This is a genomic window from Vibrio sp. Hep-1b-8 (genome assembly GCF_006124995.1).
Classification (GTDB): domain Bacteria; phylum Pseudomonadota; class Gammaproteobacteria; order Enterobacterales; family Vibrionaceae; genus Vibrio.
The window spans coordinates 135,517-154,919 of the sequence record NZ_QEWN01000132.1; the positions used below are offsets into that span (position 1 = coordinate 135,517).

Below are 19,403 nucleotides of genomic sequence, written 5' to 3' on the forward strand. Positions count from 1 at the left end.
GATCGAAAATAATGATGCGTTTTAGAAATTAGTAGTTAGCACATTCATATGATATTAATATAGCCTTCAAACAAATTGCTTTAGTAAGCATTATTATTAGTGACATTAACTCATAACCAAGCTAAGAACCTAATTAGAGTAATCAACAACATACTGAATTTCAGGCATACCTAGTCCTGTAAGCTTGATTTAGTTCCATCGATTTAAGCAACAAAGCCATTTCCACTCTCTATCAAAGTGAACATTTGTAATATCTTTCTTATAAATGGTGATTTACCTTACACAACCAAACCAATTATCTTATTAAAAAAGAGAACAAACACAATGCAAACCAACAAACAATCCTATAGGAATTAAATTTATTATCAAAAACAACAATTTATTAATTGACCCCTATTCATATTAGAAAATAAAAACAACATCAATCTAAAAAAGAACTAATTAATAAGTTAAATAACGACTAAAATAAGCAACCATCAATTAAGCAAATAACAATTAAGATCAAAGGACAACTATGGACATAATAAAACTACGCAACCACAGGCAAAATTGTAGAACACAAACTCATCTGGTCGCCACAGCAAATCACATATGACACAGCAATTTGCACGCGTCTTAATTAGTCATTGGTATTTGGAGTCGGCAAGTAATTTTCATATGACTTTGCTATCCACTACAAGAGAAAAATAATGAAGCAGTTCATCCTACTATTATTTATTAGTATTTGTTCTAGCTGGGTACACGCCAGCGAAGTAACGATACAAAATAGACAAGACATCATGCTTACAGGCATGATCGATCAAGAAATTGCCACCAACTTTGATTCATCTTCAACCTTTCGATCTATCTATTGGCAGACACGTTCCGGCTCTATCGTATCGAGTAAGCCTTACTATATCGCCAACAATTCACACTTATCTTCAGTCAGATTTTGTGTACGTAAAGGCTACCGAGCCCCTAAGTGTTCCGACTATTACAGACCTGCTAGCCCGGCAAGTAGAAACATTCAGGCTAACTCAGGGAATCTTACCGACACCATCAACGGTGGAGAGAACCTAAATGTAGGCGATACATTCTGGGCAACAAGTGAGTTTACTATTTTACAAGGTCAGTTTTCGTTCCTGTACCATCAAGTTGAAGACCAAGACGGTAACGTTTTAAGGGCCAAATTCTCTAATAGTGTAGTGAGCACCCTAAATGGTATCTCTCTGCCCACTGGTACAGATTCTGTGCGCTCTTGCTCGATAGGCGGTTTTGCCCATGGCTTCCCAATATATATCTCAAACTGCTCTCAGTCCGTAGCGGTTATATACGGGCCAACTCAGCCTGTTTATGAGACGTATCGCCACATGTACTACACACAATGGGGGCCATTCTACAACCGTCAGCAAGGAAGGAATGCATGTTCCAATTCAACCTACGCAGGTTACTCCGACTGGCGACTCATCAGATCGAATGAACGCCCGATGACAAGACCACTAAGACGTGCAAGAGAAGCGCCATATAATCTCTACTACACCGGTTACTCCGAGGTAGGATTTGGCATGGCTGATGATGTGTTTTTTAAATGGAAATACTGGTGGCCAGGAAAAATGATGGAACTCCGCTTTGCTTGGTTTTGGCAATGGTTCCCAATCACCTATCAGACCGCCGTTTGTATCAGATCGAAGTAACGGTGGCGTGACTCACTAACGTAGCCCGCATTACGCGGGCTACGTTAACAAATTGAGCTTTGCTTTAACCAAATGATGCCCATATCACGGTGGAGACCAGTACTGGACAAACGAACTTGACATAAATTGGCCATATTTTACCAAACCAGCTTTGAGTGAACTCAGGATACCCTTGTTCTAGCTCTTTAACTTTGCTATTTCGGCTCCACACCCAGCCACCAAACAGACAGAACAACAGCGCTGCGGCAGGTTGCAAGTATTGAGTCGCCACCGTTGCTACCGCCCCAAACATAGCGCCAAAATTGTAAACAATAACAATACTGAACAGAGCGATAAGCCCAGCTAAAACCCAGCTTGTTGTCTTGCGTTTGGTATTGAAACGCTCACTGACCAACGCCACTGGACACTCCAACATAGATATTGATGACGTCAAAGCCGCGATAGTCAACAGTAAGAAAAAGACAATGGCAAATAATTGGCCCAACAAACCTAAACTATCGAACATCAGAGGTAATACGGTGAAAACTAATGTATCCGAGCTTAATAACGCCCCATCTTGCGCGTAAATCTGCACACCCTTTTGCATTGCAACAAACATAGCAGGCATAACCACTAGACCGGCGATAAACGCCACGGCTGTATCAACTAAGGTGACATTCATCGCCATCTTTGGCAGATTTTCCTTCTTGCTTAAATAAGAGCCGTAAATAAGCATTGAACAGCCACCAATCGTGAGCGAGAAAAAGCCTTGCCCCATCGCGGCCAAAATGAGTTTTCGATCCATTACCTTTTCAAAGTCAGGTATCAAATAGTGTTTTAACCCCTCAATCGCACCGCTTTGAGTTATGATATAGATAAATAGCAGACCAAATAGAACAAATAGTGCTGGCATCAAGCGGGTTGACCACTTTTCAATCCCCTGCTTCACTCCACCTTGAACGATTAATACGGTTAGAACATAGAATGCAATCGTACCGAACAAATTGCGCTCTACGCTAAATCCCTTAAACCAAGCGGTTGCCTGCTCAAACCCCAGAACGTCGGTTATTGCTCCCAGTAAAAAGCAAATTAGCCAACCGCCTACAATGCTATAGAATGCCAATACCGCACTTGGCACACTCAATCCAATCCAACCTACCGTTGCCCCTACTTTTTTACCTAAAGGGTTGCTAGTAAGTGAGCGCATACTATCTACCGGATTTGCCTGACCATATCGACCGATTGCCATTTCAACGACCAACATGGGAAATGCAACCACTAGAATCATCACTAGGTAAACTAGCAGAAATGCACCACCACCATTGCTCGCGGCTTGCGTAGGGAAGCCCCAAATGTTGCCAAGACCAACCGCAGCGCCTGCCGCAGCGAGAATAAAACCAAGACGAGAACCAAAATGCTCACGTGTTTGTGTGTAATTTGTTTGAGCCATACAACTTATTCGCACCAATGAACTAGCTAACTAGTACACAAGTATAAAACACTAGCCAAAACTAAACAATCAACACACACGGGCAGTTCTCAGCGTATTTACAACAAATCAGTCTCAAATGAGCAAAAATCAAACAACAATTCACTACTCCAGTACTCAAGACATAAAAAAGCGCCATACAGGCGCTCTTTATTCAATACAATCGAAAAAGTAAATCGGATTAGATGGTGAAGATTTGGTAATCCTTCAATTGCGGGATCTTATCGTGAAGTTGCTGCTCTTGTTCAACCATTTGATCAAGAGAATCACAAAAGTCTTCACTTTGTTGCTCAACTTCAGCCGCATGCTCGGCAAGACGTTTAGCAACTCGTTCTTTAAGTTCCGCCATTGAGTTGGCCATTTCAGTTAAGTTCAGCCCACCCTCTGCCTTCATTTTCGCTGACATTGCATCAAAGGCACTCGTAATGAACTCTTCATTAAACAGTGCTTTGGCTTTTTCTAAGTCTTCAGCCCATGTTTCATTTAGCGATCCAAAGCTTTCGGCAGGTAAAACCAAATCACCATTCTTGTAGTATCGAGCTTCAATATCGGCATAAAACTGCTTCATAGCCTCTTTGACGCTATCAAACGCCTCTGGCGCGTCAAAGCTCTCTGCCACATCATCAACAATATCATTCGCGAGTGCTAAGCCATCTTGGGCGATTTGCTTCGCTCTAGGCAAATAGTCATTAATATTCTCTCGATATTGGGCAATAGCTTGTTTCTGGCTATCATCCAACTCAATTTTTTCACCATGAATCGTTAGGCCATTGTCTGCATCGACAACCGCGGTTTCACCACCAACTTGGTGAATTTCAATTCTCTCACCATTCAAGTGAATTTCGTTTTTTAAGTCAACTTTACACTGTGCAGCATAAACTTGGCTGGAAAGTAATAAAGGTAATGTCAGTAATACTTTTTTCATTGTTACCTCTCGAGCAGTTATTGATGCCTACCATAGCAGAAATCATTTGATGTTTGTCAGCTTATGGTTTCAATCTCGTAACAATGTCCTACACCGGCAACCTTGTAAGTCACTTCATCTCCAACTTTCTTGGACTTGAGAGCCTGACCTAATGGCGAATCAAACGTTACTAATGTGACGCTCTCATCGTCGATTGACACTTTTAAACCACCCGCACGTGGTGAGATAAAAAAGCGTTTGATCTGATCGTCATCGTCCAGTAATGAAATCACACATCCAAGTACCACTTTTTCGGGCTCGATAGGCAAAACAAGTTCTTTCATCACGCGAATTTCTTGTTCACATTCCTGTAAGCGCATTGCCTGACCATGGGCAAGATAAGATGCTTCAAGGGCTAAAGTGTCATACTTATGCTCAGGAACCGTTTCTTCGTCCGTCGCCGATTCAATTGCCCTTTGAACTGAGCTTTGCGCGATTTGCCATTTTTGTTCTAGCAAATCCTGAATAATGCGTTTTAGTTCCAACTTATTCATACTAAAACCATGTTCCAATCATTTTAATACCCTTAGAATAGAGCTCATTGCCCTTTAAAGATACTGGAATCAAGTATTATGTTTAGCCCCAACCAAGAATTCGATCTTCAGCAGACACTCCATCACACCTTTGGTTTCGAATCACTTCGTACAGGGCAGCAAGCGGTTATCGAAAAAGTGATGCAAGGGCAATCATGTGCAGCAATTTTCCCTACCGGTTCAGGCAAATCTCTCTGTTATCAACTTCCCGCTGTCGTCTTGCCTCATCTGACTTTGGTGGTTTCTCCTCTGCTGGCATTGATGAAGGATCAGCTCGCCTTCCTAAGCAGCAAACAAATTCCCGCAGCATCCATTGACTCTAGCCAAACCCGTGAAGAGTCCTTACAGATCATGAATCAGGTAAAACAAGGACATACCAAGGTTTTGATGATATCTGTCGAAAGGCTGAAGAATGAACGCTTTAGGCAGTTTATTTCCCAAGTACCGATATCTTTGCTGGTCGTCGATGAGGCTCATTGTATCTCTGAGTGGGGCCACAACTTCCGCCCGGACTACCTCAAACTGCCGCACTACCTGAAAGAATTGAATATACCTCAAGTCCTATTGCTTACCGCGACAGCCACACAAACGGTTATCGAAGATATGCAGAGCAAGTTCTCCATTGAACCTGATGATGTTGTTGTCACTGGCTTTTATCGTCCTAATCTCGATATTTCTGTCTCACCATGCCTGGACGAAAACAAGCCTGAAGCGCTACTGAGTTTAATTAAATCAAACTGCAAACTGCCCACCATTGTCTATGTGACCCTGCAAAATACCGCCGAGCAGGTTGCCCGTTTACTGGCTGATAATAACCTTAACGTCAGTGCCTATCATGCAGGCATGGGCAATGAAACGCGTGAGCAGATTCAAAATCAATTTATGCAGGGGCAGCTAGATTGTATTGTCGCAACAATCGCTTTTGGAATGGGAGTGGACAAATCTGATATTCGCCGAGTCATTCACTTCGATCTGCCTAAATCCATCGAAAACTATGCGCAAGAAATAGGTCGAGCAGGACGAGACGGGCATCCGTCCCAATGCGTATTACTCGCGAACCAAAATAGTATCAGCACCTTAGAGAACTTTATTTTTGGCGACACGCCTGAGACAAGCGAAATAGAGTTTGTCCTCAAACAAGCGATTGACTCATCTCCTCAATGGGAAGTCGTGCTCAGCAGACTCTCGACAGAAAGCAATATTCGTCAGCTTCCTTTGAAAACGTTATTAGTGTACATGGAAATGGAAGGTGTCATCGAGTCACAATACAGCTATTTCGCAGACTATCGTTTTAAGTTTCTCACCGATAAACAAAACATTGTCAATCATTTTGATCCACAACGTCGTGAGTTTATTAGCGCGCTATTTAACTGTTCACCCCAAGCTCGCACTTGGTGTCAGGTCGATTTTGAGACCTTATGGCAAGAGTTCCAAGGCGATCGTTCAAGAGCCATAGCCGCACTCAACTATTTCAACGAGAAAGGCTGGATAGAGCTAGAAAGTAAACTGATGACTGAGGTCTATCGAGTTTCGTCAAAAGCCAACACTACCGCTGAACTCGCTGAGAAACTATCCTCTCTGTTTAAAAATAAAGAAACCAATGATGTGAATCGTATTCGCGAACTGCTGGATTTCTTTGAATCAAGTCAATGCCTTAGTGCAAGGTTGGCCAAGTATTTTGGCGATAAACACGCACCTTCCAATTGTAACCACTGTAGTGTCTGTCGTGGCGAAGTCGCACACTTACCCAAGTTAGTACAACGCGAGACTGATCAAGAGCAAGTTCGTGAATGGTTGGTTCAATTGGAAACCAAAGCTCGTGCGCCTTTGTCGCTCAATCTAAGAACGAAATTTCTTTGTGGGATCACTACACCAGTATTTACCAAGATCAAAGCACGCTCTTTAGCTGGGTTTGGTCAACTTGAAGCCATCCCCTTCAGTGAGGTTAGGCTGTGGGTAGAAAGCCTAGATTAAAAAAAACTCAGTTGTTTACTCTGTTCCTCGGGTTTAAGCATCACGCTTAGACCCAGTAATCGGATTTCTCGGCCTTGTTGACGTTTAAGAATGTCATGCAATAGCTGTTTAAAATATTCCAACTCCAACTGCGAGTGAATATGTTCTATCGTCGTTAATTGAAAATCAGCAAATTTAACTTTAATCCCCTGCTTGATGATCGCCTTGTCTGGCAATGCTCTTTCTAGCCTTTGTTCTAATTCAGGAAACAACTTGTCTTCTATGACACGCCAACATTCATCATATGAAAAAATATTTTCGGCAAATGTACGCTCGACCCCAACCGATTTTCTTTCCCTTTCAACCACGACTTCACGATCATCAACACCATGGCTCTTGTTCCACAACGAGGCTCCAAGCCGGCCGAACTTGAGTAGTAAATCGCGATAGTCACTGTTTTTGACGTCTTGCCCTACATACAACCCAGCTTGATGGAGTTTTTCCAGACTCACTTTGCCAACCCCCGGAATTTTCTCTAACGGCAAATTGTCTATCTCACTTTGAACTCTATCCGGAGGAATCACATACTGACCATTGGGCTTATTCATATCGGAAGCAATCTTGGCGAGAAACTTTACTGGCGCGATACCCGCAGATGCCGTTAGCTGTAGCTCATTCCAAATATCGCTACGAATAGCTTCAGCAATCAGGGTTGCCGAGCCTTTATGTAAAGGACAATCCGTCACATCGAGGTACGCTTCATCAAGAGACAGGGGCTCAATAAGTGCTGTGTAACGCGAAAAGATAGCGTGGATCTGTTTTGAAACCGCTTTGTAGATCTGCATTCTTCCCGGTACGACAAGTAACTGAGGGCATAACTGCAATGCTCTAGAGGTTGGCATTGCACTACGGATGCCGAACTTTCTCGCTTCATAATTGCAGGTACTTAGCACGCCACGTTGTTTTTCATGCCCCCCGACGGCGAGTGGCCGTCCACGATATGAAGGGTTATCACGCATTTCCACTGCCGCGTAAAAACAATCCATGTCTATATGTATGATTTTTCGCGTTTTCTTATCCACTTTCGAAGACCAGAACAGACTGTACATATAAACAGTATAATAAATCACATATATATCTCAAAGTACAAATTGTCTGCAAATTTGTCCTGTTCGACACTCGCAAGTTTGTTGGATGCAGTTATTATTAATTCTATAGGTAACAAAAGAGGCACCGCTTTGAACAATAAAGTCTTGGTTGTAGAGGATAGTCGCGCTTACCAAAATTTCTTAAAACAGCAGCTTACTACTTTAGGCTGTCATGTCTGCTGTGCAGAATCTTTTGCACAGGCCGAACAGTTATTGCAAAGGGGGTTCTGGACTACATATTGAAAGACAGCATGGCATCCATCTCCTACCTACTTCCTCTAGCTAAACGGCTTATTAATAACAGCAAACACCATGCCCTCATTGTTGATGACTCAGCGACAGTCCGACGCTATGTGACACAGTTGCTCGAACATCAGTACATTCGCACCACGCAGGCGGAAAACGGTCAAGTTGCACTCGAAAAACTGCAAAGCTGTTCCGATATCACCTTTGTTATCACTGATCACGACATGCCGGTTAAAGATGGCATATCCATGACTCGTGAAATGCGCCAGATGTACGATAAGAACCAACTCGCCATCATAGGGCTATCTGGCAACGAATCGAAAACCCTTACCGCCCAGTTTCTAAAAGCGGGAGCGAATGACTTTCTCACCAAGCCATTTAATCAAGAAGAGTTTTACTGTCGGGTTCACCAGTTGCTTGATATGAAGGAAGCAACCGATGAGTTACACAAACTCGCTAATCAAGACGTTCTCACAGGGTTGTGGAATCGAAGATTTCTCTTTAGTCAGGCTTGCTCTGGTTGTCAGCTACGTAACATTGCAATGATTGATATCGACCTATTCAAACAGGTCAATGACAATTATGGTCATGACGGGGGCGATGCTGCTCTTAAAACAGTCGCAAATATCCTGAAGATATATTTTCCTGATGATATCGTGGTGCGTTTTGGTGGTGAAGAGTTTTGTATTCAATCGTGCACGCCATACGATGATTTCATCAATCGCATTGAAAACATGAGACAACGTGTCGAGAAAACCCCCGTAAAGCATAATGGAAATATCATACTTGTTACTGTCAGCATAGGCATAAGTAGTATCACTGGGGACATTCATGACCAAATTAAGATCGCTGATGATCGCTTATATTTAGCGAAGAAGTTGGGACGTAACCGGACTATTTTCACCGACGAAATGTTAAAAAAAACACCAGTCGAGTGACTAGTGTTTGTGTTTTGTATTAACAGGACGGGACTAAGCGATGCGGTCTTTTTCCCATGCGGCTAGCTTTTCTTGACGGGCCGCTTCACGTGCTTCACGCTTCTTACGTGCATCACATGGTTCAGGACAATTACATACCTTTTCGATACCAACCGCCCCTAAGCCACCACAGCTACCTTTAACAACTTTCTTCTGAATGATATAGCCTATGGACATCGCTGCAATCACGGCCATAAACACACCAAATGTAATCAAAAATGTACTCATAATGACATGCTCGCTCGAGTTATTATTTATTCGTATAAGGCTTATAGGCAGAAGAGGCTAGTTCTTTAAAGCCCTCTTCCGTTTTTACGATCATAAACACAGGAATATTATTTTGCTCAGCGATTTTCATACCTTGCTCTTCGCCAAGAACCATCAGTCCAGTCGCTAAGCCATCTGCCGTCATTGAAGAGGCATCTAAAACAGTGACCGACACTACTTTATGATTGATCGGCTTGCCTGTCGCTGGATTAATAATATGCGAGTAGCGTACACCATCACGCTCAAAGTAGTTACGGTAATCACCTGACGTCGCAACTGCCATATCACCCGGTTCAATAATCTCTTGAATCGCACGTTCTTCTACAGAAGGCTTCTCAATAGCAATACGCCAAGCCACACCTTCGCGGTTTAAGCCTTTAAGACGCATCTCACCGCCGACTTCTACCATGTAATTCTGGATGCCTTGAGACTGGATGTAATCAGCCACAACATCAACACCCCACCCTTTAGCAATTGTAGACAAATCTACGTAAAGGTTAGGAATGTCTTTAGATAGGGTATTACCCTCAACACTTAGATGTTGAATACCTGTTCTCGCTTTGCGCGCAGATAGTTCTTCATCTGAAGGCACAACTTCTGGTCTACCTTCAGGACCAAAGCCCCATAGGTTAACTAGTGGACCGACGGTAACATCAAGAGCGCCTTGAGTTAGACCGTTGAGACGAATCGCTTCTTTCACAACGGTTGCCGTTTGTGGTGACACTTCAAATGCCTCTAGCGATTCGCTTTGATTGAAACGGCTTAGCTCAGAGTCTTTACGGTAAGTCGACATCTGATCGTTTACTTCTTCAAGTAATCGATCGATTTCAACTTGTAGATCTTGGGGAGAGGGCTGACCTTCGGCCGCAATGTATTTAATGTTGTAAGTTGTACCCATTGTTGGGCCACTTAAATGAATCTGCTCTACTGGTTTTTCACAACCAGCCAGTACCAACAGAGAAGCAAATGCAACAAGCCATTTTTTCACTTGTTAAACTCCTGTATTTTTGGGGAACGGGAATAGCTCATACGTCTTTATCTAACGTATCGACTATTACCATTCTTAAAAAAATAATGGCTGACTCTAGCGAGTCAGCCATAACATTCAGAGATTTAAGGTAGATTAACCACCAAAATCATCTAGAAGAATGTTCTCATCTTCTACACCGAGATCTTTAAGCATGCCGATAACAGCTGCGTTCATCATCGGTGGACCACACATGTAGTACTCACAGTCTTCAGGAGCTTCGTGATCCTTCAGGTAGTTTTCGTACAATACGTTGTGGATGAAGCCTGTGTAACCATCCCAGTTATCTTCTGGCATAGGGTCAGACAGAGCACAGTGCCATACGAAGTTGTCGTTTTCAGCTTGTAGGCCGTCAAAGTCTTCAACGTAGAACATTTCGCGCTTAGAACGTGCACCGTACCAGAAAGACATCTTACGAGTAGACTTAAGACGCTTAAGTTGGTCGAAGATATGTGAACGCATTGGCGCCATACCTGCACCACCACCAACGAATACCATTTCGTTGTCAGTATCTTTAGCGAAGAACTCACCAAATGGACCAGAGATCGTACACTTATCGCCCTCTTTAAGAGACCAGATAAATGAAGACATGATACCAGGTGGTACGTCAGGATTATTAGGCGGCGGCGTAGCGATACGCACGTTCAGCATAATAATACCTTCTTCTTCAGGGTAGTTCGCCATTGAGTAAGCACGGATCGTCTCTTCGTTTACCTTAGACTCGTAACGGAACAGATTGAATTTATCCCAATCTTCACGGTACTCATCTGGTACATCGAAGTCAGCGTATTTCACGTGGTGAGCAGGTGCTTCAATCTGGATGTAACCACCAGCACGGAAAGGTACTGATTCGCCATCTGGGATTTGTAGCTTAAGCTCTTTGATGAATGTTGCTTTGTTATCGTTAGAGATAACTGTACATTCCCACTTCTTAACACCGAAGATCTCTTCAGGAAGCTCGATATCCATGTCAGTTTTCATTGCAACCTGACACGCTAGACGCTCACCTTCACGTGCTTCACCTTTAGTAATATGGTCAAGCTCGGTAGGTAGGATGTCGCCACCACCTGATTTAACTTTTACGCGACACTGACCACAAGAGCCACCGCCACCACAAGCAGAAGATACGAATACGCCAGCACCTGCTAGAGCACCCAGTAGCTTGCTACCTGGTTGTGTAACGATCGCCAGTGAAGGGTCATCGTTCACAGAAATTGTAATGTCACCTGATGGTACTAGTTTAGATTTAGCGAAAAGAATCACTAAAACTAGCGCCAAAATAATCAGGGTAAACATCACTACACCAAAAATAATAGTATTCATGACTATTCCTTTAATTGCTGCCGTTTACCCGACTTACAGTTGAACACCAGAGAAAGACATAAAGCCTAACGCCATAAGACCAACTGTGATGAACGTAATACCAAGACCGCGTAGACCTGGAGGTACATCAGAGTACTTCATCTTCTCGCGGATACCTGCTAACGCAACGATAGCTAGCATCCAGCCCACACCAGAACCAAAGCCGTAAACAACAGATTCAGCAAAGTTGTAGTCACGTGTAACCATGAAAGACACGCCACCGAAGATCGCACAGTTTACTGTGATTAGCGGTAGGAATATGCCTAGCGCGTTGTACAGAGGTGGGAAGAAACGGTCTAAGATCATTTCTAGAATCTGTACAAGTGCTGCGATTACACCGATAAAGGTGATGAAGTTCAGGAAGCTAAGATCCACGCCTTCAACTAACGCATTCTCTTTAAGAATGAAAGTGTAAAGCAGGTTGTTCACTGGTACTGCTACTGTCAGTACGAATACAACCGCAACACCAAGACCGAAAGAGGTCTTAACTTTCTTAGATACAGCAAGGAATGTACACATACCTAAGAAGAACGATAGTGCTAAGTTTTCGATGAAAATCGATTTAACTAGCAAACTAATGTAATGTTCCATGACGTCCTTACTCCTTCGCTTCTACTTGTTCTGGTTTCAGAATACGGATTGCCCAGATTAGGAAGCCGATTAGGAAGAATGCTGATGGCGCTAGAAGCATCAGACCGTTTGGTTGATACCAACCGCCGTTGCTCACTAGAGGAAGCACTTCCATACCGAACAGTTTGCCTGAACCAAATAGTTCACGGAAAAAGCCAACAGTGATAAGAACGAAACCGTAACCAAGACCGTTACCGATACCATCGATTAGAGATGGGATTGGCTCAGACTTCATTGCGAATGCTTCAGCACGACCCATTACAATACAGTTTGTAATGATTAGGCCTACGAATACCGATAGCTGCTTAGAGATATCGTATAGGTATGCTTTCAACACTTGGTCTACCACGATTACTAGCGATGCGATGATTGCCATCTGTACGATGATACGCACGCTGTTTGGAATGTGGTTACGGATTACTGAAACGAAGAAGTTAGACAGTGCAGTTACAAAGATAACCGCTAGTGTCATTACAAAAGCCGTTTCTAGTTTGGTGGTTACTGCAAGAGCAGAACAAACACCAAGAACCTGAAGCGCGATTGGGTTGTTATCCAATACTGGTGCTAACAGACTCTTCTTAACGTTTTGTGCGCTAGACATTAGTTCAGACCTCCGTCACGAACTTTTGCTAGGAATGGACCAAAGCCCATATCGCCTAACCAGAAATCAAATGTACCTTGAACACCGTTACCTGTTAGTGTCGCACCTGATAGGCCATCAACACCGTGTTCAGAACCGGCTGGGGCACCACCTTTAACAACTTTGATAGCTGGCTTGAAGTTTTCATCATAAAGCTTCTTGCCAATAAATTGATCACGCCAAGATGGGTTCTCAACTTCACCACCAAGTCCAGGAGTTTCACCCTGCTCGTAGTAAGTGATCGCAGATACAGTGTTACCGTCAGTTTCAACCGCAACAAATGCATACATCATTGACCAAAGACCATTACCGTGTACCGGTAGGATGATCTTAGATACAGCGTCGCCATCTTTCACTAGGTATACAACACCCGTGTTAGCACGACGAAGGATCTTAGCTTTGTCTTGGTCAGCGGTTAGCTTGATAGACTCTGCTGGATCTTTTGCTGCTTTACGCTGATCGTAAGTTGCAGCATCGCCGTCAACAAACGCACCAGTTTCAAAGTCAACTAGACGAGGTTCGATGTACTCAGCAAACAACTCAGGTACTTTCTTACCGTCAGCGTCAATACCAGCAACTTCAACGATCTTAGTTTGCTTATCTAGTACAGCGTTAGCTTTTTGCTTGTCACGTAGACCTACCGCTGCTGTTGATACGATGATTGAACAAACAAGGCTCAACCCGACAACAACACCCAGCGTCTTTTTAATGCTGTCGTTATTACTTGCCATAGCGTGCTAGTCTCCGCTTGATGTTCTTCTCGATAACCACATGGTCGAACAGAGGTGCAAACAGGTTCGCGAATAGAATCGCCAGCATCATGCCTTCTGGGTATGCTGGGTTCACAACACGGATTAGTACACACATCACGCCGATTAGCGCGCCGTACCACCATTTACCTTTGTTAGTAAATGAAGCTGATACAGGGTCTGTTGCCATAAAGAACATACCGAACGCAAAGCCACCAAGAACTAGGTGCCAGTGCCATGGCATGTTGAACATTGGGTTAGTGTCAGAGCCGATAACGTTGAACAGCGTAGCTGTTGCAATCATACCGATCATCACACCTGCGATGATACGCCAAGATGCAATACGCATGTAGACGATCATTGCTGCACCGATCATGAGAGCAAGAGTCGATACTTCACCAATTGAACCTGGAATATTACCGATGAATGCATCCATCCAAGTAATAGGAGCGCCAGTGATGTTGTTGATCAACGCGCCGCTACCACCGTGAGCCCATTGGCTAAGAGCCGTTGCACCAGAGAAGCCGTCAGCTGCTGTCCATACTACGTCACCCGAGATTTGAGCTGGGTAAGCGAAGAATAGGAATGCACGACCAGCAAGTGCTGGGTTAAGGAAGTTACGACCCGTACCACCAAAGATCTCCTTAGCAACGACAACACCGAAGGTAATACCTAGCGCTGCTTGCCATAGAGGTAGCGTTGGTGGAACGATAAGTGCAAACAGGATAGAAGTAACAAAGAAACCTTCGTTAACTTCGTGCTTACGCACCATACAGAACAGTACTTCCCAAAAACCACCAACGATGAATACCGTCGCGTAGATAGGTAGGAAGTAAGTTGCACCCAAGATCATCTTACTGCCAACGCCTGCGTCGGCGGCTAAGGTGCCACCCAGCATTTCAGTTAGCCAGTAGTGCCAGTTACCTGCTACTACTGCTGCAAGTTGGTCACCAACATACATGTGGTTAAGTGCAGCGATAGCTTGGCCACCTGCGTTGTACATACCCCAGAACATTGCTGGGAATACCGCAAACCAAACCATGATCATGATGCGTTTTAAGTCAACGCTATCACGAACGTGAGAGCTTTTTTTCGTTACTAAGCCTGGTGTGTAGAAAAGTGTTGCTGCAGCTTCGTAAAGCGCAAACCACTTCTCATGTTTTCCACCTGGCTCAAAATGATGCTCGATGTCTTCAATAAACTTTTTAAGGCCCATGAAAAATTACCCTTCCTTCTCAATGGTATCTAGGCATTCACGAAGGAGTACACCGTATTCGTATTTACCAGGACACACAAAGGTACACAATGCTAAATCATCTTCATCCAGTTCAAGTGCACCTAGTGCTGCTGCACTGTCAGTATCACCTGCACATAGATCACGAAGTAGCAGAGTCGGTTCCATATCTAATGGCATTACGCGTTCGTAGCTACCAATTGGAACCATAGAACGATCACTACCGTTAGTCGTTGTTGTCATGTTGAACAACTGACCTTTGAAGATATGACCAAGGAATGAGCGAGTTACCGAGAACTTGTTCTTACCAGGCGTAGCCCAGCCAAACAGTTCTTTTTCACGGCCTTCACGTAATACAGAAACCTGAACGTGGTAACGACCTAGGTATGCGTGAGGTCCAGTTGCATGAGTACCAGAAAGTACCGAACCAGAAATCACACGAACTTCACCTGGCATCAGCTCGCTGTCCGTTACGTCTTCTAGGCTTGCACCTACAGTTGTACGAACTAAACGAGGGTTATTTACTACTGGGCCAGCCAGAGAAATAACACGATCAGTGTAAAGCTCACCAGTAAGGAACAACTTACCAAACGCAATAACATCTTGGTAGTTGATGCTCCACGCCACATTTTCTACATTCACTGGGTATAGGAAATGCATGTGGGTGCCAGCAAGACCTGCTGGGTGAGGGCCATCAAATACATGCTCTTCAACATTTGACTGAGAAGAACGAGGCAGACTTGTACCAGATTTACATACGTAAACCTTGCCATCTGTCAGGGTTGAAAGCAGGTCTAAACCGGCAACGAATGCTTCTTGCTGTTCGTTGATGATCAACTCAGGCTGAGCTGCTAACGGATTAGTATCCATTGCAGTTACGAAGATAGCCTGTGTAGAAGACTCAATTGCTGGAACCTTGCTGAACGGACGAGTACGTAAAGCTGTCCAAAGACCTGAATCAACAAGCTGAGTTTTAACCGCTTCACGGTCAAGACTTGCTAGTTGGCCAGCTTCAAACTTATCGAAAGTAACCTGCTCTTCGCCTGCCACTTCAATCACTACAGACTGAAGTACACGCTTAGCGCCACGGTTAACCTCGATCACTTTACCAGCTGCTGGTGAAGTAAATTTCACACCTGGGTTCTTCTTATCTTCAAAAAGAACTTGAGCTTTCTTTACTTCATCGCCTACGCGGACATGCATAGTAGGACGCATGCCGACGTACTCTTCGCCAAGCAAGGCGACTTTTTTGATGGTCTTACCATCATTAATCACCTGGGATGGAGTTCCTGCGATTGGCAGGTCCAAACCCTTCTTTATTGTAATCATACGCACTTGCACTACTTTTATCGGGAAAAAGATTCTTAGATTGCGTAACTTTTAGACACGACACTAGTGTCCGGTTTTGGCGCTGTTTAAAACACCAAAATCGCAACATCCTCTTAAAAATCTCGTCACAAGAAATCATCGAGATTTATCAGGTGCGATAGTCTATCATCTTTTTAGAAGTTGATGCCATGATGAATCCTATGAATAACCGAGATATTTCGAAGGAATTGAGTTTAAAAGGCTAAGGAATAGTCATAAGTTTGAGCCACCGCACAAACCCTTTTCTGCATATCATTTTGTATAGCTCATTACATTCACATCGTGAAACAATCTTATTTAAAACTTACTACTGCATTTATTTGTTTCTACGTTGTTAACAACACCCCTTAAGCACTAACTAAAAAGGGTAGCCGTTGCTACCCTCTCATTTTATTATTTTGAACTGCCCAAGCACATTGGGCTATCTGGAGCGAGTTGGTTCTGCTCTTTCCATTCACTCGCGGTATAGGTGTGCATAGAGAGCGCATGAATATGATTCGCCAGCTCCTCAGCCAACACTTGATTAACTTGGCGGTGACGACCAATAAGTCTTTGCCCTTCAAATTTTTCACTCACAATCACAACTTTAAAGTGGCTTTCTGAACCGGCTGGCACATTGTGCATATAGCTCTCGTTCACAACACTTAGGTAGCTAGGTTCAAATGTATCTGTAAGTTTGCTTTCTATTATTTCCTGCAGCATTGCACTTTACCATCAGACTAAACAACATAATGGGCTAGATAATAGTCGCCTTAAGCGGAAAGCTAAAGGTTTTAGTTTTCACAACCGCAGCGTTTTGCGACAATTCCCCAATGACCGATAACCTTGCGTTGCTATTATGATTACTGAGCTTTCACTGCATGAGCGAACCCTTTCTTTATTCCGATACCCAAAGAGAAACAACGAAACTCTTCAGGCATGGGATGCGGGAGACGAATACCTAATCAACCATGTTGAAGATATGGGACTCGAGCCCAACCAGCATATCTTAATCGTCAACGACAACTTTGGAGCACTCAGTTGCTGGTTTAGTGACAAACATCGTATCACTATGATGAGTGACTCGTTTATTTCTCAGCAAGGTACTCTTGCAAACATACAACACAATCAGTGCCCTAACGTCGACTTCATAACAACTATGGATGAAGTACCAGCCGACGTAGATTTGGTTTTGCTTCAGTTACCCAAAAGCAATAGGCACCTAATTTGGCAACTCAGTCAGTTGCGTCAAACACTGAACGAGACAATTCCTGTTATTGCTGTCAACAAAGCAAAAGAGATCCACTCCTCGACACTTAAGCTTTTTGAAAAACATCTGGGTGAAACAAAAACCTCACTTGCTTGGAAAAAACACCGTCTAGTCTTTAGTTCAGCAAATAGTGCTAATGCCACCCAAGTCTCTGCCAATACTCAATGGTCAGTAGAAAAAGAGAACATTACGCTAAACAATCTGCCAAATGTCTATTCAGGAGAAAGCTTAGATTTGGGCGCTCGCTTTATGCTTGAGCACTTACCAAAAAACCAAAATCTTAAACATGTGGTCGATCTAGGTTGCGGTAACGGTGTCCTTTCCGTAAAAATGGGGCAATTAAACCCACAAATTAAATTAACCTGTGTTGATGAGAGCTTTATGGCGGTCGAGTCGGCTCGACACAACCTCCTAACCAATCTTGGTAGTGATAGAGAAATAGAGTGCGTTGCGAATAACTGTTTAGATGGAATGACGGCGAGCGATGTGGATATGGTCATGTGTAATCCCCCATTTCATCAGCAGCAAGCTGTCACCGATCATATTGCATGGCAGATGTTCTGTGATGCAAAGCAAATTCTTACTGTTGGTGGGCAATTATTAGTTATCGGTAACCGTCACCTCAGCTACGATGGAAAGCTATCTAGGCTATTTGGTAAGTCAAACGTCAAAGTGGTTGCTGCCAATAAGAAATTTGTTATTTTACAAGCGACTAAATAGTCCTCTATTATCTGTTTACGTTTGTATAAGCTCGCAGAGTTACAAAGAAAGGAAATTACAATGAGAAAACTGGTTCTAGTCGCGTCAATGGCACTACTTACTGCGTGTTCAGCTCCGCAGCAAGAGCAAATTAATTTTATGCCTAAGGCTGTCCTTAGCAACAGCGTTCTTGTTCAAGATGCGGCATTTACGCTAACCAGTAAAGACGTGCGTTCTGCACAATACGTTGCTCTTGTCGATAGCGGTCGTTCAAATATTGAACCGATTCATTCTAAACAAAACGTACGTATCTCAATTGAAAATGCGCTATTGGAGCAGTTCCAGTCACAAGGTTTCCGCAGTACCGTCAATAGTGAAAACTCAATTGAAGTCGAAGTTCAAGAAGCCTTAGTGTCCGTTCAGCACACTGTGATGGAAAACCAGATGGATGGTAAGGTAGTCATTGAAATCACGGCTGAAACGCCACAAGGTAAACTGGTTAAGACCTACACTGGTACAGCGAAGCGCACCGGGGCGCTCAGTGCTTCTAACGAAGAAATTGAAGTTGTTCTTAATGACGTCATCAACTTAGTTCTTCAAGAAGTGGCCAACGACCGTGAACTTCAGAATTACATGCAGGAGCGTTTCTAATGTTGAAAATGGTATTTGCCTCACTCGCATTAGTCAGTTCACTTGCGCTAGCGGGTCCGAAGGTAGAGTTTGAAACAAACCTAGGCTCTTTTACAGTCGAGCTAAATGAAAACAAAGCACCGATTACCGTTGCTAACTTTATTAAGTATGTCAACGATGGCAGCTATGTCGGTTCTCAGTTCCATCGAGTCATTCCTGGCTTTATGGCTCAGGGAGGAGGTTTTGATGAGAATATGAACCCCCTACCGACATACGCTCCGATCAAAAACGAAGCGTATAACGGGCTTAAAAATGATAGTGCGACCATTGCCATGGCACGTACTAATAACCCGGATTCAGCGACTCGACAGTTCTTTATCAATTATAACGACAATAGCTTCTTGGATTATGATCAACGTCCACCTGGCTACGCTGTATTTGGCAAAGTGACTCAAGGGTTTGACGTTATCCAAACTATGGCGAGCAAGCCAACAACAACCAAAGGGCGCTACCGCGATGTACCAGTAGAACCCATCATTATCACCAAAGCCACACTCATCAAATAATCATATTAGGCTCTACTTTG

At 43.6% G+C, this 19,403-nt stretch carries 18 protein-coding genes and 1 pseudogene; 6 read left to right on the forward strand and 13 right to left on the reverse strand.

Annotation, left to right across the window (positions count from 1 at the left end; genetic code table 11):
• Positions 1-689 precede the first annotated feature (689 nt).
• Positions 690-1,673, forward strand: a complete 984-nt coding sequence (locus tag DA100_RS18530; RefSeq protein ID WP_138973480.1) for a hypothetical protein — start codon at positions 690-692, stop codon at positions 1,671-1,673.
• 64 nt (positions 1,674-1,737) lie between these two features.
• Here the strand turns inward: DA100_RS18530 and DA100_RS18535 are convergent, their stop codons facing one another.
• The 3 genes from DA100_RS18535 to DA100_RS18545 all read right to left on the reverse strand — a co-directional run bounded on the left by DA100_RS18535 (position 1,738) and on the right by DA100_RS18545 (position 4,599).
• Positions 1,738-3,102 carry a sodium-dependent transporter gene (locus DA100_RS18535; RefSeq protein ID WP_138973481.1) on the reverse strand — a complete coding sequence of 455 codons (1,365 nt, stop codon included), beginning with the start codon at positions 3,100-3,102 and terminating at the stop codon, positions 1,738-1,740.
• 220 nt (positions 3,103-3,322) lie between these two features.
• Positions 3,323-4,066, reverse strand: coding sequence for a YggN family protein (locus DA100_RS18540; protein ID WP_138973482.1), 744 nt, complete (start codon positions 4,064-4,066; stop codon positions 3,323-3,325).
• A 56-nt stretch (positions 4,067-4,122) separates the two neighbouring features.
• Positions 4,123-4,599 (reverse strand): GreA/GreB family elongation factor, encoded by a 477-nt coding sequence (locus DA100_RS18545; RefSeq protein WP_138973483.1) that lies wholly within the window; start codon positions 4,597-4,599, stop codon positions 4,123-4,125.
• A 78-nt stretch (positions 4,600-4,677) separates the two neighbouring features.
• Here DA100_RS18545 and DA100_RS18550 point away from each other — a divergent pair, with 78 nt between their 5' ends.
• On the forward strand, positions 4,678-6,612 hold the full coding sequence (locus DA100_RS18550) for a RecQ family ATP-dependent DNA helicase (protein ID WP_138973484.1): 1,935 nt from the start codon (positions 4,678-4,680) through the stop codon (positions 6,610-6,612).
• Here the strand turns inward: DA100_RS18550 and dinB are convergent.
• The gene (dinB, locus tag DA100_RS18555) at positions 6,609-7,700 is read right to left on the reverse strand and encodes a DNA polymerase IV (protein WP_171052257.1); all 1,092 of its coding nucleotides are present in this window, start codon (positions 7,698-7,700) and stop codon (positions 6,609-6,611) included. The two genes, DA100_RS18550 and dinB, sit on opposite strands and share 4 nt — an antisense overlap.
• A 129-nt stretch (positions 7,701-7,829) precedes the next feature.
• On the opposite strand from dinB, the pseudogene DA100_RS18560 reads away from it, so the two are divergent.
• Positions 7,830-8,923, forward strand: a pseudogene (locus tag DA100_RS18560) (diguanylate cyclase).
• A 33-nt stretch (positions 8,924-8,956) separates the two neighbouring features.
• Here DA100_RS18560 and nqrM read toward each other — a convergent pair.
• From nqrM to bolA, 9 genes are all read right to left on the reverse strand, one after another.
• Complete coding sequence (gene nqrM / locus DA100_RS18565) at positions 8,957-9,190, reverse strand: (Na+)-NQR maturation NqrM (RefSeq protein ID WP_138973485.1); 234 nt, start codon at positions 9,188-9,190, stop codon at positions 8,957-8,959.
• Between the two features lie 22 nt (positions 9,191-9,212).
• Positions 9,213-10,217, reverse strand: coding sequence for an FAD:protein FMN transferase (locus tag DA100_RS18570; RefSeq protein ID WP_138973486.1), 1,005 nt, complete (start codon positions 10,215-10,217; stop codon positions 9,213-9,215).
• A 135-nt stretch (positions 10,218-10,352) separates the two neighbouring features.
• The gene (nqrF, locus tag DA100_RS18575) at positions 10,353-11,579 is read right to left on the reverse strand and encodes an NADH:ubiquinone reductase (Na(+)-transporting) subunit F (protein WP_138973487.1); all 1,227 of its coding nucleotides are present in this window, start codon (positions 11,577-11,579) and stop codon (positions 10,353-10,355) included.
• Between the two features lie 33 nt (positions 11,580-11,612).
• Positions 11,613-12,209 carry an NADH:ubiquinone reductase (Na(+)-transporting) subunit E gene (gene nqrE, locus DA100_RS18580; RefSeq protein WP_004415327.1) on the reverse strand — a complete coding sequence of 199 codons (597 nt, stop codon included), beginning with the start codon at positions 12,207-12,209 and terminating at the stop codon, positions 11,613-11,615.
• A 7-nt stretch (positions 12,210-12,216) separates the two neighbouring features.
• Complete coding sequence (locus DA100_RS18585; protein WP_053440090.1) at positions 12,217-12,849, reverse strand: NADH:ubiquinone reductase (Na(+)-transporting) subunit D; 633 nt, start codon at positions 12,847-12,849, stop codon at positions 12,217-12,219.
• The gene (locus tag DA100_RS18590; RefSeq protein ID WP_053440091.1) at positions 12,849-13,619 is read right to left on the reverse strand and encodes a Na(+)-translocating NADH-quinone reductase subunit C; all 771 of its coding nucleotides are present in this window, start codon (positions 13,617-13,619) and stop codon (positions 12,849-12,851) included. Before DA100_RS18590 ends, DA100_RS18585 begins: the two co-directional genes overlap by 1 nt.
• Entirely contained in the window at positions 13,609-14,853 is a 1,245-nt protein-coding gene (locus tag DA100_RS18595) for an NADH:ubiquinone reductase (Na(+)-transporting) subunit B (RefSeq protein ID WP_138973488.1), read from the reverse strand. The genes DA100_RS18590 and DA100_RS18595 overlap by 11 nt, the downstream gene beginning before the upstream one ends.
• Positions 14,854-14,859: 6 nt before the next feature.
• Positions 14,860-16,200: a Na(+)-translocating NADH-quinone reductase subunit A gene (locus tag DA100_RS18600; RefSeq protein ID WP_138973489.1), complete on the reverse strand. Its 1,341-nt coding sequence runs from the start codon at positions 16,198-16,200 to the stop codon at positions 14,860-14,862.
• A gap of 432 nt (positions 16,201-16,632) precedes the next feature.
• Positions 16,633-16,941, reverse strand: coding sequence for a transcriptional regulator BolA (bolA, locus tag DA100_RS18605; RefSeq protein WP_138973490.1), 309 nt, complete (start codon positions 16,939-16,941; stop codon positions 16,633-16,635).
• A gap of 136 nt (positions 16,942-17,077) precedes the next feature.
• Here bolA and DA100_RS18610 point away from each other — a divergent pair, with 136 nt between their 5' ends.
• From DA100_RS18610 to DA100_RS18620, 3 genes are read left to right on the forward strand one after another with little or no spacing between them, the layout of a single operon-like run.
• Positions 17,078-18,208, forward strand: a complete 1,131-nt coding sequence (locus DA100_RS18610; protein ID WP_138973491.1) for a methyltransferase — start codon at positions 17,078-17,080, stop codon at positions 18,206-18,208.
• A 60-nt stretch (positions 18,209-18,268) separates the two neighbouring features.
• Positions 18,269-18,838: a YajG family lipoprotein gene (locus DA100_RS18615; RefSeq protein ID WP_138973493.1), complete on the forward strand. Its 570-nt coding sequence runs from the start codon at positions 18,269-18,271 to the stop codon at positions 18,836-18,838.
• Positions 18,838-19,383 (forward strand): peptidylprolyl isomerase, encoded by a 546-nt coding sequence (locus DA100_RS18620; protein WP_138973494.1) that lies wholly within the window; start codon positions 18,838-18,840, stop codon positions 19,381-19,383. The genes DA100_RS18615 and DA100_RS18620 overlap by 1 nt, the downstream gene beginning before the upstream one ends.
• Positions 19,384-19,403: the final 20 nt, after the last annotated feature.

Coding starts and splice junctions, on each gene's coding strand:
- DA100_RS18545 (WP_138973483.1), bottom strand. CDS start 4,599: ATGAATAAGTTGGAACTAAAACGCATTATTCAGGATTTGCTAGAACAA.
- DA100_RS18620 (WP_138973494.1), top strand. CDS start 18,838: ATGTTGAAAATGGTATTTGCCTCACTCGCATTAGTCAGTTCACTTGCG.
- nqrM (WP_138973485.1), bottom strand. CDS start 9,190: ATGAGTACATTTTTGATTACATTTGGTGTGTTTATGGCCGTGATTGCA.
- bolA (WP_138973490.1), bottom strand. CDS start 16,941: ATGCTGCAGGAAATAATAGAAAGCAAACTTACAGATACATTTGAACCT.
- DA100_RS18530 (WP_138973480.1), top strand. CDS start 690: ATGAAGCAGTTCATCCTACTATTATTTATTAGTATTTGTTCTAGCTGG.
- DA100_RS18590 (WP_053440091.1), bottom strand. CDS start 13,619: ATGGCAAGTAATAACGACAGCATTAAAAAGACGCTGGGTGTTGTTGTC.
- nqrE (WP_004415327.1), bottom strand. CDS start 12,209: ATGGAACATTACATTAGTTTGCTAGTTAAATCGATTTTCATCGAAAAC.
- DA100_RS18585 (WP_053440090.1), bottom strand. CDS start 12,849: ATGTCTAGCGCACAAAACGTTAAGAAGAGTCTGTTAGCACCAGTATTG.
- DA100_RS18550 (WP_138973484.1), top strand. CDS start 4,678: ATGTTTAGCCCCAACCAAGAATTCGATCTTCAGCAGACACTCCATCAC.
- DA100_RS18540 (WP_138973482.1), bottom strand. CDS start 4,066: ATGAAAAAAGTATTACTGACATTACCTTTATTACTTTCCAGCCAAGTT.
- DA100_RS18600 (WP_138973489.1), bottom strand. CDS start 16,200: ATGATTACAATAAAGAAGGGTTTGGACCTGCCAATCGCAGGAACTCCA.
- DA100_RS18535 (WP_138973481.1), bottom strand. CDS start 3,102: ATGGCTCAAACAAATTACACACAAACACGTGAGCATTTTGGTTCTCGT.
- dinB (WP_171052257.1), bottom strand. CDS start 7,700: ATGTACAGTCTGTTCTGGTCTTCGAAAGTGGATAAGAAAACGCGAAAA.
- DA100_RS18615 (WP_138973493.1), top strand. CDS start 18,269: ATGAGAAAACTGGTTCTAGTCGCGTCAATGGCACTACTTACTGCGTGT.
- DA100_RS18610 (WP_138973491.1), top strand. CDS start 17,078: ATGATTACTGAGCTTTCACTGCATGAGCGAACCCTTTCTTTATTCCGA.
- DA100_RS18595 (WP_138973488.1), bottom strand. CDS start 14,853: ATGGGCCTTAAAAAGTTTATTGAAGACATCGAGCATCATTTTGAGCCA.
- nqrF (WP_138973487.1), bottom strand. CDS start 11,579: ATGAATACTATTATTTTTGGTGTAGTGATGTTTACCCTGATTATTTTG.